The organism is Proteiniphilum sp. (assembly GCF_034927365.1).
Lineage (GTDB): Bacteria > Bacteroidota > Bacteroidia > Bacteroidales > Dysgonomonadaceae > Proteiniphilum.
In genome coordinates, this window is record NZ_JAYFQD010000018.1 from 64,587 (window position 1) to 80,014 (window position 15,428).

Annotated in this window: 13 protein-coding genes; 4 read left to right on the forward strand and 9 right to left on the reverse strand. The window is 42.5% G+C overall.

Going from position 1 to position 15,428, the window contains the following annotated elements:
• Nucleotides 1–44 precede the first annotated feature (44 nt).
• The 6 genes from rsmG to ald all read right to left on the reverse strand — a co-directional run bounded on the left by rsmG (nucleotide 45) and on the right by ald (nucleotide 6,216).
• On the reverse strand, nucleotides 45–668 hold the full coding sequence (rsmG, locus tag VB073_RS12665; RefSeq protein WP_323404551.1) for a 16S rRNA (guanine(527)-N(7))-methyltransferase RsmG: 624 nt from the start codon (nucleotides 666–668) through the stop codon (nucleotides 45–47).
• Nucleotides 665–1,612 carry an RsiV family protein gene (locus tag VB073_RS12670; RefSeq protein WP_323404552.1) on the reverse strand — a complete coding sequence of 316 codons (948 nt, stop codon included), beginning with the start codon at nucleotides 1,610–1,612 and terminating at the stop codon, nucleotides 665–667. The genes rsmG and VB073_RS12670 overlap by 4 nt, the downstream gene beginning before the upstream one ends.
• Before the next feature lie 116 nt (nucleotides 1,613–1,728).
• On the reverse strand, nucleotides 1,729–2,883 hold the full coding sequence (gene cydB, locus VB073_RS12675) for a cytochrome d ubiquinol oxidase subunit II (protein WP_323404553.1): 1,155 nt from the start codon (nucleotides 2,881–2,883) through the stop codon (nucleotides 1,729–1,731).
• A 38-nt stretch (nucleotides 2,884–2,921) separates the two neighbouring features.
• Nucleotides 2,922–4,526, reverse strand: coding sequence for a cytochrome ubiquinol oxidase subunit I (locus VB073_RS12680; RefSeq protein WP_323404554.1), 1,605 nt, complete (start codon nucleotides 4,524–4,526; stop codon nucleotides 2,922–2,924).
• 166 nt (nucleotides 4,527–4,692) lie between these two features.
• Complete coding sequence (locus tag VB073_RS12685) at nucleotides 4,693–5,001, reverse strand: DUF3467 domain-containing protein (RefSeq protein ID WP_323404555.1); 309 nt, start codon at nucleotides 4,999–5,001, stop codon at nucleotides 4,693–4,695.
• A gap of 105 nt (nucleotides 5,002–5,106) precedes the next feature.
• The gene (gene ald, locus VB073_RS12690; protein ID WP_323404556.1) at nucleotides 5,107–6,216 is read right to left on the reverse strand and encodes an alanine dehydrogenase; all 1,110 of its coding nucleotides are present in this window, start codon (nucleotides 6,214–6,216) and stop codon (nucleotides 5,107–5,109) included.
• A 304-nt stretch (nucleotides 6,217–6,520) separates the two neighbouring features.
• On the opposite strand from ald, the gene VB073_RS12695 reads away from it, so the two are divergent.
• On the forward strand, nucleotides 6,521–7,513 hold the full coding sequence (locus tag VB073_RS12695; protein WP_323404557.1) for a class II fructose-bisphosphate aldolase: 993 nt from the start codon (nucleotides 6,521–6,523) through the stop codon (nucleotides 7,511–7,513).
• Nucleotides 7,514–7,682: 169 nt separating this feature from the next.
• Nucleotides 7,683–8,153 (forward strand): 6-bladed beta-propeller, encoded by a 471-nt coding sequence (locus tag VB073_RS12700; protein WP_323404558.1) that lies wholly within the window; start codon nucleotides 7,683–7,685, stop codon nucleotides 8,151–8,153.
• Nucleotides 8,154–8,187: 34 nt separating this feature from the next.
• Here the strand turns inward: VB073_RS12700 and VB073_RS12705 are convergent, their stop codons facing one another.
• From VB073_RS12705 to prmA, 3 genes are all read right to left on the reverse strand, one after another.
• Complete coding sequence (locus tag VB073_RS12705; RefSeq protein ID WP_323404559.1) at nucleotides 8,188–10,860, reverse strand: 4-alpha-glucanotransferase; 2,673 nt, start codon at nucleotides 10,858–10,860, stop codon at nucleotides 8,188–8,190.
• Complete coding sequence (locus tag VB073_RS12710) at nucleotides 10,861–12,531, reverse strand: putative transporter (protein ID WP_323404560.1); 1,671 nt, start codon at nucleotides 12,529–12,531, stop codon at nucleotides 10,861–10,863.
• Nucleotides 12,532–12,600: 69 nt separating this feature from the next.
• On the reverse strand, nucleotides 12,601–13,440 hold the full coding sequence (gene prmA, locus VB073_RS12715) for a 50S ribosomal protein L11 methyltransferase (protein ID WP_323404561.1): 840 nt from the start codon (nucleotides 13,438–13,440) through the stop codon (nucleotides 12,601–12,603).
• Between the two features lie 270 nt (nucleotides 13,441–13,710).
• On the opposite strand from prmA, the gene VB073_RS12720 reads away from it, so the two are divergent.
• Together VB073_RS12720 and VB073_RS12725 are read left to right on the forward strand one after the other, a co-directional pair.
• Nucleotides 13,711–14,802 (forward strand): tetratricopeptide repeat protein, encoded by a 1,092-nt coding sequence (locus VB073_RS12720; protein WP_323404562.1) that lies wholly within the window; start codon nucleotides 13,711–13,713, stop codon nucleotides 14,800–14,802.
• 53 nt (nucleotides 14,803–14,855) lie between these two features.
• Complete coding sequence (locus VB073_RS12725; protein WP_323404563.1) at nucleotides 14,856–15,401, forward strand: RNA polymerase sigma factor; 546 nt, start codon at nucleotides 14,856–14,858, stop codon at nucleotides 15,399–15,401.
• Nucleotides 15,402–15,428: the final 27 nt, after the last annotated feature.

Consider the following 15,428-nt stretch of genomic DNA (forward strand, 5'->3'; position numbering starts at 1 on the left):
ATTTCATTTAATACAAAAATAGCGTTTTCTTTTGGATCTGCAATTCAACTCAACGGCAGATACACCAACTTTTTTGTCTGGAAAAACGGCTCAAAAAAATAATCCGAAAGAGAAATCATTTCCACAACTTGCCGGAAAGAATGCAATTCTGACGACAAATCTCCACCCTTCAGGCAAATAATACCATTGGGCAAAGCGTTCATCTGTTCGTTTGAAATATTCTTTCGGGTAATCCTGACAAGTTCGGGGAGCGGCATTACCGCCCGGCTAACAATAAAATGAAATTTTCTTTTTTCGTCTTCTACACGAGCATGCACGGTCTCTACATTTTGCAATTCCAGTGCATCGGATATCTCCTTCGCTACTTTCACCTTCTTACCTATACTGTCAAGCAGTACGAATTGTACTTCAGGAAAAAAAATTGCCAAAGGGATACCGGGAAAACCACCACCTGTACCCACATCCATTATAACAGACCCTGGGGTAAAACGGACATAGCGGGCTATAGCCAATGAGTGCAACACATGATGAGGGTAGAGATTATGGATATCTTTGCGTGAAATCACGTTGATCTTGCCATTCCAATCGGCATAAAGATTGGAAAGGGCTTCAAATTGTTGCTTCTGCAAGGCTGTAAGTGCAGGAAAATAGGTTTCAATACTTTTCACTTTACATCGGCTAATTTAGAGGCAATACTGTTTTCTCTCAACAGTGAGAATATTGCTTCATAAGGAATGAACACCTGTGGGGCATCCAACTGATAGGCGGAATATTCACCCTTGTTATAGGTATAAATAATTCCTTTATCATTCAGTAAAAAATTGCGGTTGGGTACAATCTCGTTTACCCCGAAAAAACCAAGATCCTCCAGTTCTTCCACACTTTTCACATTGCTCTGTTCCAGTAAAAAGGTGATGATAAGACGCTGTAGGGCAGTATCGTAACCTGCATTGAAAATATCATTCTCGGTAACTTGCTTACCGGTACTCAGATTCAACACGTAATTACGATAGGAATCGTAAGAAGCAGCACCTCCCTTGTTATTGGACTGCTTCACCTGGAATGCCAACACACCATACTGATTGTACACAATGGAATCTGACAAATTCTCATAGTACGAATAGAAAAAATCTTCCGTAAAGTGTTCACTGTCGGAAACGTTGATGCCCGGGATAAGAGTGTTGAGCTCACGGATTTCATCCGAACTCTCACGGTAGGTCCTGGCATCAACCGTGTAATTCTCGATATAATTCCGGATATATGCCTGCACAGCATCGGCAGGAGCCAAAGTATCATAGGGGGCACCGAATGTATTCCGGATAAAATACTGCTGTAACATATTCAGGTCCGTTTTATTGCTTCTGACCGGATAAATAAATTCAATCCCTATATTGCAATAGGGATTTGCCGTATCTCCGTCGAGATGGTGACGAGCCGTCAAGCTGATTGTATCGAACACCACGTCATTGTCGACCCTGAACACCCCACTCCCTCCCCTTGGGTTACAAGAAATGAAAAACAACAATGAGACCAGAGACAGCAAGAGAAACGGCATTCTATAATTCATCCCCATAAAGAAATACTTTACAATTATCGCTACAAAATTACACATTTTATCGGGAATAATATTCCCGAACGGTTTCACTTTTTACTATAAATGAGAGGATACATGAACTCCATATCCTCATTTTATACCTAAAGCACTTACATGCTAAAACGACACTGGGACTAATAAGCATGTCCGTCCGATTCCAGATCGTCCAGGTTCAGCTTCTTTTTTTCCAGAGATCTCCATGCATAGAAGATATATGCAACCACGAATGGTACAAGGAGAGACACTATAGCCATCACTGAGAGAGTGAAGTAGGTAGATGAAGAGTTTTGCAGTGTGAGTGAACTCTGCGGATCTATCGACGAAGGATAATAGGCTGTATTGTTATATCCGGCAATGAGCAACAGCATGGTCACTGTCACTATAGTTCCCGTGCCGGCAAACCATATTCCTTTTTTGAATGACGGATTGAGAACCGTTCTGAAAATTCCATACAATACAGCCAGTACACCCAGGATAAAAAACGCCAATATGATGGGCATTTCAATAAAGTTATTCAGATACTTCATCTTTTCCATGTATACCTCTCTTGTGGCCGGATTCACAGCATATCCCTCAGCTACCAATGTCCAGATCAGAAAGACCAGGAAGAAAACCACAAAGGGTATCCCGTTATACAAGGTAAATTTACGGGATCTGTTCTCGAGTACATCATGATCGAGACGGTTCACGAAGAACAGGCTTGCCATTGTACGTGCAAGGAAGAGAACTGCCAGTCCGAGACAGAGGTTTCTCACATTTCCCAATAACTCAAGCCCGTGGAGCGGGTTTTGCCACTGGCTGATAGCAAATCCGGAGGCACCTAATCCAAGGATATTCCCTTTACTGACAGAGAACTCCGATCCGGTAAAGAAAGAAGCTACCACGACTCCCAGCAGGAAGGTACCCAGTACACCGTTCAGAAACAGGAAAGCACGATAGGTTTTCGGACCGAAGATATTCCCGGGCTTGGATTGGTATTCGTATGAAATGGCCTGTAATACAAAGCAAAACAGCAAGATCATCCATGCCCAATAGGCTCCGCCGAAACTGGTCGAATAGAACAGGGGAAACGAGGCGAAGAAAGCGCCTCCAAAAACAACCAAAGTGGTAAAAGTGTATTCCCATTTACGCCCAAGGGCATTGATAAGCAATTTCTTTTCATCCTCTTTTCTTGCAAGAGAACTCAACATGGATTGACCTCCTTGTACAAAAAGCAGGAACACCAGTATTCCGCCAAGCAGGGACATCACAAACCACCAATAATTCTGTAGAAATTCGTAAGTTATCATTGTCTTTATTTTTTAGTCTGTTTAATCATGTAACAAAATCAGGCTTCTTCTCCGGCAACCGGATCTGGACCTTTTTTTATCTGTTTAACCATAATAGTCGCTTCTGCAATAAGCATCCCTGTAAACAAAACTGTGAAAATGACAAAGGTCGCGATGATATTGCCTGATGATACTGCAGATGCAGCCGACTGTACAGGCAGGATATCCTGAATAGTCCACGGCTGCCGTCCCACCTCTGCCACGATCCAACCCGCCTGTCCGGCTATAAAAGGCAATGGTATACTCCACAACGATATGTATAACAGCCATTTGGTTTGAGGTAAAGTTTTTTTGTAAATGAAATAGAGAACGATTGCAAAGAAAAGGATAGAATAGAATCCTATAATCACCATCAGATGGAAAGTGTAGAATGTGAGAGGCACATTGGGGATCAGGTCCTCTTCCGTTTCGAGGTAACCGTAACCGTAATGGGGATAATTTTCTCGGAGAATAGTTTCGTGGTTGGCAGCCCTGACGGCAGCGGCAGCAGCGACGTCGGAATTACCGGCAGCGACAGCAGCTCTCTCCTCTTCCTTCGCACGCTGGTAGTCAGCTATCGCCTGAAAGGCTTTCTTTCCCCGTGCTTTTCTCTCTTCAAAAGAAAGGGCTGTAGTCCCGTCCTGAAGGGCATATCCCCCATCTATAATGTCTTTGATTCCCGGCACGAATGCATTCAAATTGCGATACCCCAGAAACGACAGGAGTTTGGGAATCTCCAGCTTAAAGATATAGGGATCTACCTCATCGTCATACGATTTCTTTGCCGGATTCAACATCCCTATGGCGACCAGACCTGCCCCCTCTTTCCCTTTATAAAGACCTTCCATCGCTGCAAGTTTCATGGGTTGCTTCTGCGATACCTCATAAGCCGAACCATCACCGGTGACAGCCAGCATTACAAAAGCGATCAGGCCTACGATAGCTCCTACTTTTACACTTTTCAGGGCAAAATCTATATGGCGTTTTTTTAGCAGATACCAGGCAGATATACCAGCCACAAAACCAGCTCCAATAGCCCAACCGGAGAAGATTGCATGCAGGAACTTGTTAAATGCCACTGGCGAAAGCACTACAGCCCAGAAGTCGACCATCTCATTGCGTACCGTATCGGGATTAAACTCCATGCCGACCGGGTATTGCATCCATGCGTTGGCGACCAATATCCAGAATGCCGATAAGGTAGCACCGGTGAATACTAACCAGGTAGAAGCCATGTGCATTTTCTTGCTCACCCTGTTCCATCCGAAAAACATGACAGAAATAAATGTGGCTTCCATAAAAAATGCAACGATCCCTTCAATCGCCAGAGGAGCTCCAAAGATATCACCCACGAACCAACTGTAGTTAGACCAGTTGGTACCGAACTGAAACTCCAAGATGATTCCCGTAGCTACTCCGATCGCGAAATTAATGCCGAAGATTTTTTGCCAGAACTTGGCTACATTTTTCCATTTTACATCTCCCGTCCTCACATACATGGTTTCCATAAGGGCCATAATAAGGGCCAACCCAATAGTGAGCGGTACAAATATCCAGTGATAGCCGGCCGTAAGAGCGAATTGCGCTCTCGACCAATTTACTGTAGAGATACTTAGTAGGTCCATAAATTTTGAATATTTAGTCTTTATTATTCCATTGACACCTCTTTTCTAAATATTTACGAGAGGAAAAAGTGTTTTATTGTGATTTTTAAATGAATAAGTTTTGTTTATCTCTTTTTCTCCAAATGAAATTGTCGCAAGAATTACGATTTGTTTTTGTTATCTGGAACTATGCCTGGCCAATTCCTCCTAAGGGAGGAAGGAAACCCGGATCATTTTGAATCCTGATTGTCCCGTTTTGCTGTTCAAATTTATCGATATTATCTTTCAAGGCCATCAGCAACCTCTTCGCATGTTCAGGCGTAAGGATGATCCGTGATTTGACTTTCGCTTTAGGTACCCCCGGCACAATACGGATAAAATCAATCACAAATTCTGACGAGGAATGCGATATAATTGCCAAATTGGAATAGATACCCTGAGCAATCTCATCGCTCAATTCAATCTGTATTTCGTTCTCTTTCTTTATATTTTCCATTATTTAACTGTGAATTTAATTGACGAAATCGAACTATTAAAATAGTTTAAACAAAGAAAAAGAATTTTCCCCAATCTACAAAAGAAAAGAGGAAAATTCTTTCGTTTATAATTTCCACTCCTTATAAGGTAAATCCAGCGAATCCGCCACATTTTTGAATACCACATCTCCTTTGATAATATTCAATCCGTACCTCAAATCGGAATATTTCCTGCAAGCGGCTTCCCATCCATTTTCAACAAGCTTTATCACATAGGGCAACGTGGCATTTGTCAGTGCACGTGTAGAAGTGATGGGAACTGCACCGGGCATATTGGCAACGCAATAATGAACGATTCCATCCACTTCAAAGACGGGATCGGCATGGGTGGTGGGATGTGTCGTTTCGAAACAACCACCCTGATCTACTGAAACATCTACCATTACTGTACCGGATTCCATCTCTTTCAGCATCTCCCTTTTTATCAGGTGCGGAGCCCTGGCACCGACAAGCAAGGTGGCACCGATCACCAAATCGGCAGTTTCAATCGATTCCCTGATCGACATCTCCGTGGAGTAAAGGGTGTCTACGTTGACAGGAAGAATTTCCGACAGGTAACGAAGGCGATTCAAGTTGATATCAAGCAGTTTCACCTTCGCTCCCAGCCCGGCAGCCATCAGTGCTGCATTATGGCCTACGACACCTCCTCCGATGATCACAACTTCGGCCGGCTTCACACCCGGTACTCCTCCCAGTAAAACCCCTTTTCCCCCTTGGGGTTTTTCCAGATACTTGGCTCCTTCCTGCACAGAGAGGCGGCCGGCCACTTCACTCATCGGTGTAAGCAACGGCAGTGATCCGTCCTTATCGTTCATCACCGTTTCATAAGCAATACAGACAGCTCCACTTGAAATCATGGCTTCAGTGAGTTTCTTGTCAGATGCAAAATGAAAATAGGTGAACACTACCTGGTCTCTTTTTATCAGATGATATTCGCTATCAATGGGCTCTTTCACTTTCACGATCATCTCAGAGATTTCATACACCTCCTCAATCGTATCAAGAACAACAGCTCCCGCTTTTATATAGCTTTCATCCGGCAAATTACTCATAATCCCGGCGCCTTTTTGTACATATACCTTGTGTCCCCTGCGTGTAAGCTCAAACACACCATCGGGAGCCATTGCGATTCTCCCCTCCTTCACTTTAATCTCTTTTGGAATTCCTACGATCATAACTATAATGATTTATATGTTGTTGTATAGTATAATATTAGAATAAGCGATAAATTGCTTTAACGGTATTATCCTGAACTGAATGCTCTTTTATAAATTGATAATTTCATCTGCAAAAATAAAAAGAAAAAATAAAACTACAATCTATAGGCGAGGATTTATAAACAGGATGATTTCTCTTTTTTCACGGTTCAACAATCATTTTTAATGACTCTTTCACTGAAAAATTTCTTTCATTACGGATTATGTCGTATTTTTGTGACAATATTTCTGATTTTTCAATCTATAATAAATAATTAGAACAATGGTAAGTTACAAAGAACTGGGTCTTGTAAACTCAAGAGAGATTTTCAGGAAAGCAATCGATGGAGGCTATGCTATTCCGGCTTTCAATTTCAACAACATGGAACAACTTCAGGCCATCATCGCGGCTTGTGTTGAAACGAAGTCACCTGTAATTCTGCAGGTATCAAGCGGCGCACGTAAATACGCCAATCAGACACTATTGCGTTACATGGCTCAGGGAGCTGTGGAATATGCAAAAGAACTGGGTTATGAAATTCCTATCGTGCTGCACCTTGATCATGGTGACAGCTTTGAGCTTTGCAAGAATTGTATCGAGTATGGATTCTCTTCCGTAATGATCGATGGATCTCATCTTCCTTACGAAGAAAATATCGCCCTGACAAAACAGGTAGTGGAATATGCTCACCAGCATGACGTAACCGTAGAAGGAGAACTTGGTGTATTGGCCGGTATTGAAGATGACGTACAGGCAGAACACCACACCTATACCGAACCCGATGAAGTGGTAGATTTTGTAACCCGTACCGGTGTTGACTCGCTGGCTATCTCTATCGGTACTTCTCACGGTGCTTTCAAATTTACGCCTGCACAATGCACCCGCAACGAAGATGGCGTATTGGTTCCTCCCCCATTGCGTTTCGATATCCTGAAAGAGATCGAAAAAAGAATCCCCGGATTCCCCATCGTACTCCACGGTTCATCTTCTGTTCCACAGCAGTATGTGAAGACCATCAACCAATACGGAGGAAAACTGGACGATTCAATCGGTATTCCCGAAGAGCAACTGCGCGAAGCTGCCAAATCAGCGGTATGTAAGATCAATATCGACTCCGACGGACGTCTGGCTATGACTGCTGCTATCCGTGAAGTATTCGCCAACAAACCGGCTGAATTCGACCCACGCAAATACCTCGGCCCGGCTCGCGACGAGTTGAAGAAGCTTTATATGCACAAAACTGAAAGTGTATTGGGAAGCGCCGGAAAAGCGTAAACATTACATTTCAATAATATCAATCCCGGCTATCCAACAGATAGTCGGGATTTTTTTTAAGTATATATTATTGAGAAAACAGAATTCAAACAGAATTTTAACATTTTATTTCTTGCCTGATTATTCCTTATAGAAAGAAGCTATTATTAATAATTAAATTTTCAACAAAATGAAAAAAATAATATTCTTTTCCATTATTTTATTATTGTTCGCTTGCATAAGAGACCAAAAGGGAGATGGATCTTCCCATTTGTCCGTTATTCAGGTTGGGACTCCCGATGATAACATTTTCCCATTATCCTCATTATCTGATACCTTCTATGTAAGATTGGAAACGAATGATTCCTGTTTGATAAAAGATGTAAGAAGAATATTTTATCTCGATGACGAAATCATTATAGGTAGCGATAATTCTATTCTGTTTTTTGATAAAACTAAGCTATTAGGTAATTTTGTAATTGATGCGATAAAATACCATGTAAGTTTTTATTCGGATAAAAACTATTTATTTACTATTGCTGACAATGAGTTATACCTTGATGGAAAAGGACATTTCGTGGATTCAGCATTGAAAAACCATTTAGGCAACATAGTAATAGATGATAATCCCATTATAAGAACCTGTAAAGTAGAGCACTGACAAACAGGTATAGCCTGAATTATTCAAGCGTTAGTTATACTATTCGCTGTGAAAAATCGGTTAGTGCCTTATTAAATCGTGTCTCCTCAAGCAAATCATCCAACGAGATATGCATCCTGTAACGCCAGTAGTGCTCCGGATTGGCAGGTATATTGATCCGTTCGGAAGCGATATCGGGATTGCGTAACTTTTCATCAATGGACAGCCAATCCTGTAGGGGCAATATCACCCACATGGCCGAAGAATGAAGATGATTTTCGATAATTTGCCGGCAGATATCGGTAGTGCATTCGGCTGGTGCAACACCTTCACGATGTAATACCTCGTTGTAGTAGTGTTGTGTCAGCTCACGGTTCTCCGTCCACCATAGACGCAGAGGCGACATATCATGTGTGGAAGTGGTACAGACGGAGAGATAGGGCAATCGCTGCAGGTCGGTGAAAGTAGCATGGAGGTCTTTGGGCATCCGTTCAATCTCCAGGCTCAACATCTCCAACTCCTGCATGACGTCCGGCACACAATCGGGCACCATCCCCAGGTCCTCACCACAAACCATCATCCTGGTGGATGAGATGAGCACCGGTAGTTTCTTCATTGCCTCTTCCCGCCAGAAATGGTCATGACGGTGATAATAGAATTCATCATACAAGCGGTTGAACGCCTCTTTCACAGGATCGTCGAGATATTTATACGAGTAAGTATATTGTGCTGTAATGCGCGGATGAAAACGACAGCAATCCCGGGAATCGAATACGAATAGTACCTCAGAGCACAGCAATATAAGCCCGTCGCAAATCACAATATCCTTGTTATTCTTTTTATTATCAAAAAGTTCCTTTATTTTTCGTTGTGTATCACAGTGAGGTTTCAATCTGAACCTCTGCCATCCGCTTATCTCCAGGTATTCCCGCTTCACCTCTTCTGCATACTCACCAAAAATATCATCTAAAAACGCCTCATGGATAAAAGGTTGTACCATCCGCTCTTTATCAAAAGGGATTCCGGCACGAAGGATATCATCCACAGTGAAAGGAAGGGCCGGCCTGAAATGTCCGAGTGATCCCTGCACCGCATCGAGCGGTATTTCCCAGATACGGAAAAAACCCAGGATATGATCGATCCGATAAGCGTCGAAGTAATCTGCCATTTTTCTGAAACGGGCGATCCACCACGCATATCCGTCCTGTTCCATCCTGTTCCAATTGTAAGTAGGAAAACCCCAGTTCTGGCCAAAGAAAGAAAAATCATCCGGAGGAGCACCGGTTTGTGTATCCATATAAAAAAGTTCAGGAGCGATCCATGCATCAATACTGTTTCGGCTTATACCAATGGGGATATCTCCTTTGAGTACCACTCCCCTTTCATTGGCATATATCTTTGCCTCGGAGAATTGCCGATATAACAGGTATTGAAGGAAAGCCCAATATTGTGTTTCTGCCTCTGCTTCGGTATCATTATCGACCATCTCCCTTAATAACGTTTCATTATAACCTGCATACTCTCCCCATGCCCTGAAGTCGGGATTATCATATTTATCGCGCAAATAACAGTAACAGACATAAGGGAACAGCCATGATCGGTTTTCTTCACGGAAAGCAAGATATCCCTCTGAAGCAAGCACCGTCTCTCCATCCTGCAGGTAAAGTTCGCGGCTATACCGCATTTTTAACGACAACACCTTTTCGTAGTCCAGCTCGGGAAGGAGGTTTAGCACCTTTGCTTCTTTCCGAAAAGCCTGCTGCTTTCCCTTGCCTTTCAAAGGAAAATCGCTACAGCCCAGATATATGGGATGAAGGGCAAAGGCTGATATGGCGCTATAGGGATAGGAGTCGCGCCATGTCTTAGTCGATGTAGTATCATTTACCGGCAGTAACTGGACCAATTGCTGTCCTGTAAGCCGAACCCAATCGATCATCTTACGAAGATCGGCAAAATCACCAATCCCAAAGCTCTTGTCCGTTCTCAGCGAAAAAACAGGAATGGCAGTTCCGGTCCCACGGTAAGCGAAATGATGATATTGAAAGAGAAGACCTGCTTCCACCCGCACTCTGTCTCCGGGATACGCGGCCTGTGCCATTAAAATACGGTTGCCACCATCTTCCCAATGTACAACTTCACCGGTATTCCCAACAATTACAAATTTGTATTCACTCCTTGACGGTAGTTTTTTTGCATCGAGGGTTATCATCCACTCCCCTTCACCAATATAAGAAAGAGTTTTAGCTAATTTCAGATCCCATCCCCCCAGATAATCCCCCTCACCGCTTATCATCAATTTCTGATCGCGGACAACATAAGGACAGATCACATGCAACAAGAGTGATTGTGAAAAATACCTTGCAGGAAGAGGAGTGATTTCATGCCGAAAAACAGTATCAGTAAAAACGGTAGAATAAAGGTATGAATGTAATGGTTTATCCTTCCAAAAATCCTGAATAATAAACTCTTTCTTACCTTTTGTTATATGAAGCTTTCGGTTCTTCCCCCATTCACGCCGAACAGTGGAGCCTCCTTTTCTGATAAAATAGTAATATGCGATATCGGTCGTCTCATCAATATTTACTTCTGTCGACCAATTGTCACCATCAGCATTCAGGACAATGGCCTTGTCTTCATTCAAATTCCCCAGTTCAACTGTTGTCCCGCACAGACAGACCTGTTCTTCCCGGCCAATATGATAATTGATGATGAAAGCAAGGCGTGCCATTTAGAGGAAGATAAGGATCAACAGCTGTGCAGTGATCACCCTGAGGAACATCGTAAGCGGATATACAGTAGCATAGCTCACCGCCGGTATATCATTCCCGGCAGTCGAGTTGGCATAGGACAATGCAGGAGGATCAGTCATACTACCGGCTATTAACCCCATCAGTGTGAAGTAATTCAGTTTGTATATTTTCCTGCCGATAATTCCAATAATCAACAGAGGTACAACGGTAATGATCACGCCATAGCCCACCCATTTATATCCACCATTCACCACAGTATCCACGAAATTTTCGCCGGCTCCGAGTCCTACGCAGGCAAGGAAGAGGGCGATACCGATCTCCCGCAGCATCAGATTGGCGCTCATCGTGGTGTAAGTCACGATTTTATACTTTGGCCCGAATTTACTGATCAGTATAGCCACGATAAGCGGCCCACCTGCCAGCCCCAGTTTCACAGGCTGAGGAACACCAGGGATCATAAACGGAATACTTCCTACCAATACCCCTACAGCAATCCCTATAAAGATAGAGATCAGGTTGGGTTCTCTTAGCCGCTTCAATGAATTACCAAGGAATTTCTCTACATTGGCGATAGCTTCTTCCGAACCTACAACTGTCACCCGGTCTCCCAGTTGCAGTTGGAGTCTGGAATCGGCAATCAGATCAACCCCGGCACGGTTCACGCGGGTAATATTGATACCGAATAGGTTTCGTAATTTCAGGCTGCCAATGGAACGTCCATTGATAGCCGGCTTGGTAATCGATATTCTCCGTGAAACCAATTGTGAATCCAATTTGTTCCATTCTCCCTTGTCCATATCGATACGTTGGCCAATGAACGCTTCAATCACATCAATATTCTTCAGGTTCGAAACAACCAGCAGCCTGTCGTTCTCTTCGAGTATTGTCTCCGTTTGAGGAACGTCCAGCACTCCGGTTCTGGCATGCAATACTCTCGATATGACAAACTCCTTATCGATAAGCCGCTTCACCTGACGGATATTTTTTCCAAAGATAGAGGGATTGATCACCTGTAAAGAGTACATGTGTGCTTCCATCATCTTTGAGGCGTCATTATTATCTATTAAACTGATCTCTTTTGCAAAATTGATCTTGAAGATATATCTGAAAAGGACGATACTCATTATGATTCCCACTACCCCCAATGGATAGGCGACCGCATAGGCTGTAGCAATAGTAGGATCGGTAGTCCCTGTCACATCGGTATAGGTCTGTTGAGCGGCTCCCAGTCCAGGAGTATTGGTAACAGCTCCCGACAATATTCCGACCATGGTAGCAATAGGTAATCCGGTTACTAAATGTATAATATAGGTGATAAGGACACCCAGCAATACCACACCGGAAGCCAGCATATTCAGTGTGATACCTCCCTGTTTAAACGATGAAAAGAAGCTGGGTCCCACTTGCATCCCTATGGAGTAGATAAAGAGGATCAATCCGAATTCCTTTAGGAAATGGAGTACATGTTCGTCGATATGGAGACCGATATGACCGAGAAAGATACCAAAAAAGAGAATCCATGTTGTCCCTAGAGAAATACCGAAGATCTTTATCCTGCCCAATAACAGTCCCACTGAGATCACCAGAGCCATCACAAGAATTGAATGCGCTATACCCGTCCCGGTAATTAATTCTATCAACCACTCCATATTTAATAACCTAAAAAATAGTTAATTTATCAATTTTTTCTAAAATTAGGCGCAAAGGTAGCGCTTATTTTATTGATAACAAAATGTAACAGCAACCCATTGGTCAATTTCCACAAAGTGAAGGTAAGTCAATCCCTGCGTTTCGGCTTCAGCACGGATAACCGGAATATCTTCCTTATAAAAACCACTCATTATCAGCAGTCCACTTCTGTTCAGAACCTGCCTGTAAGCCAACATATCCTGCAAGAGAATATTCCTGTTAATATTTGCCAGTATCACGTCATAACTTTCATCGCCAAGTAGTTCGGCACCACCCTCAAGCAACCTGATATTACCGATACCATTCAACCGCGCGTTTTCCATCGCATTCCGGTATGCCCATTCGTCAATATCAATGGCAGTTACCGGCGATGCACCTCTCATGGAGGCCAGGATAGCCAACACAGCGGTACCGCAACCCATATCAAGGAGCGACTTGCCCTGAAGATCCATTTTCAACAATTCCCTCATCATCAATTCAGTTGTTTGATGATGCCCTGTCCCGAACGACATTTTGGGATCTATCAATATCGGGTATTTGAATTCACCTTCAATGGTGTGGAACGAACTATAGATACAGAGTAAATCATCAATGATTACAGGCTGAAAGTAATTCTTCTCCCACTCTTCATTCCAGTTTTTATCTTCCATCTTACGGTAGGTATAAGTAATCTTACCTTCAATGGGGAAATCGGAGAGAACCTGATCCACTTTTTCCAATGAGAAGGCGGACAAAGGAACATATGCATCCACTCCTGTTTCGGTTTGGACAAACGTTTCGAAGCCTATTTCACCCATCAGGGCCGAGAGGACATCTGTCAAGGTTTCATTGTTGGGTTCACAACTGAATTGAAATTCTATATACTGCATGATCACTATTCAAAAGAAAAGACAAAGGTAATCTAAATTTCTTCATCTTTACAGCGACACCAAAAAATGTAAAAATCATTTTGTTTAGGTTACTCATTTGTTTATTTGTGTTACAATTGCGTTTGATTCTATCCATAAGGGTCTAAACTTATTTTTTTTTGTTCTATTTTTATCCGGCTAAAAAATTACTCGTTTCTCGTGATAACATAATCCGGACGAATTCGTCCTTAATATATCAATTGGTGAGAATGCGCATAAAAATTAGATTACATGATGATAAAAAAAGCTATATTATTGATCACTTTATTGATTGGCTCCTCTTTTCTGCTCCTTTCTTATGGACAGAATGCCAATGCTGAAGATCTGATTCATGAAGGAGTGGACCTGCATGATGAAGGTAAATTTGAAGAGGCCATTCAAAAATATAATGAAGCACTTGCACTTGACCCGCAATCGGTACAGGCGACTTATGAATTATCTTTATCTTATCTAGCCTTGCAGGACTATCAGAATGCATCGAAGTATAGTACTACGGTAATCAATTCGGGAAACAAACAATTGCTATCCGGTGCATACGCTGTGAAGAGTGAAGCGCTGGCCGGATTGGACAAGGTTGATGAGGCCATCTCACTGCTTCAGGAAGGATTGGTAAAAAATGGTGACGAATACCTGCTACATTTCAATCTTGCATTGAACTATTATAATAAGGAAGATATAGAAAGAACGCTGGATCATGTAAAAAAAGCCATTGATCTGGATAAATCACACAGCGGTGCTTTTTTATTGTATGCCCATGCGTTAAAAGACAAAGGACTATGGGTACAAAGTATATTATCGTACCAGATGTTTCTTTTGATAGAACCTGACAGTAAACGATCGAAGAACGCTTTCGAGGAAATGTTGCAAACTATGTGTATCAAAACGGTCGAAGAACCCGTACAAAGTTCGTTCATCCGACAGCAGATGATGCGAAATAAGCCCGACACCCAATCGCAACAAGATAAAATTCCGCCATTAGGTATTAAAGAAGGATTGAACAGGGATATTGTATATCAATCCATTACCTCCACACTTGACTCTCTGAAGAAGACGCCGGTGGAAGAAGATGAATATACTCTCTTCAAGACGGTCAACAAAGAGATCATGAAAGTCTTGGTCAGTGAAAGTGTGGGAATCAAGGAAGGTGTCTTCTGGACTTTTTATATCCCCTTCTTTTCTCATATTGCAGAATCGGAATATTACGATACGTTTTGCCGCTACATCAGTGTCTCTTATTTTCCCGAATCGTTGGAATGGTGGCAACAAAACCCGAGTGAGGCTGTCGATTTCGTAATCTGGTTTGAAAAAGGAGACGACGACTGATATAAAATTAATAAAATCTTTTACCTTTGCAACGAATTCCACATAAAAAGGAAATGAATAACGAGGAACAGTTACTGGAGGAATTACGTGATCCGCAGACAAGTCGTAAAGGTTTTGCCAGACTCGTTTCCGAGTACAGCGAGAGACTCTATTGGCAGATACGCAAAATGGTACTCTCCCATGATGATGCGAATGACATCCTGCAGGATGTATTCATCAAAGCATGGATGAACCTGGAAAATTTCAGGGGTGAGGCAAAACTCACCACCTGGTTATATCGTATTGCCATCAATGAAAGCATCACTTTCCTAAACAAAAAGAGAAGTCAAAATCACACCTCCCTCGACGAGGATGATTCGTTCCTGATCAATACATTGGAGAGTGATCCCTATTTTGATGGTGACGAGGCTCAAAAACTCCTACAAAAAGCGATCCTCACTCTTCCGGAGAAACAACGTCTCGTTTTTCATATGAAGTATTCAGAGGAGATGAAGTATGAAGATATCTCCGATATTCTGGGCACTTCGGTAGGTGCACTCAAAGCATCCTATCATCATGCGGTCAAAAAAATTGAGAAATTTTTAAGTGAACCGCATTAAACCATTTATCAATCATTAAGTCTATTC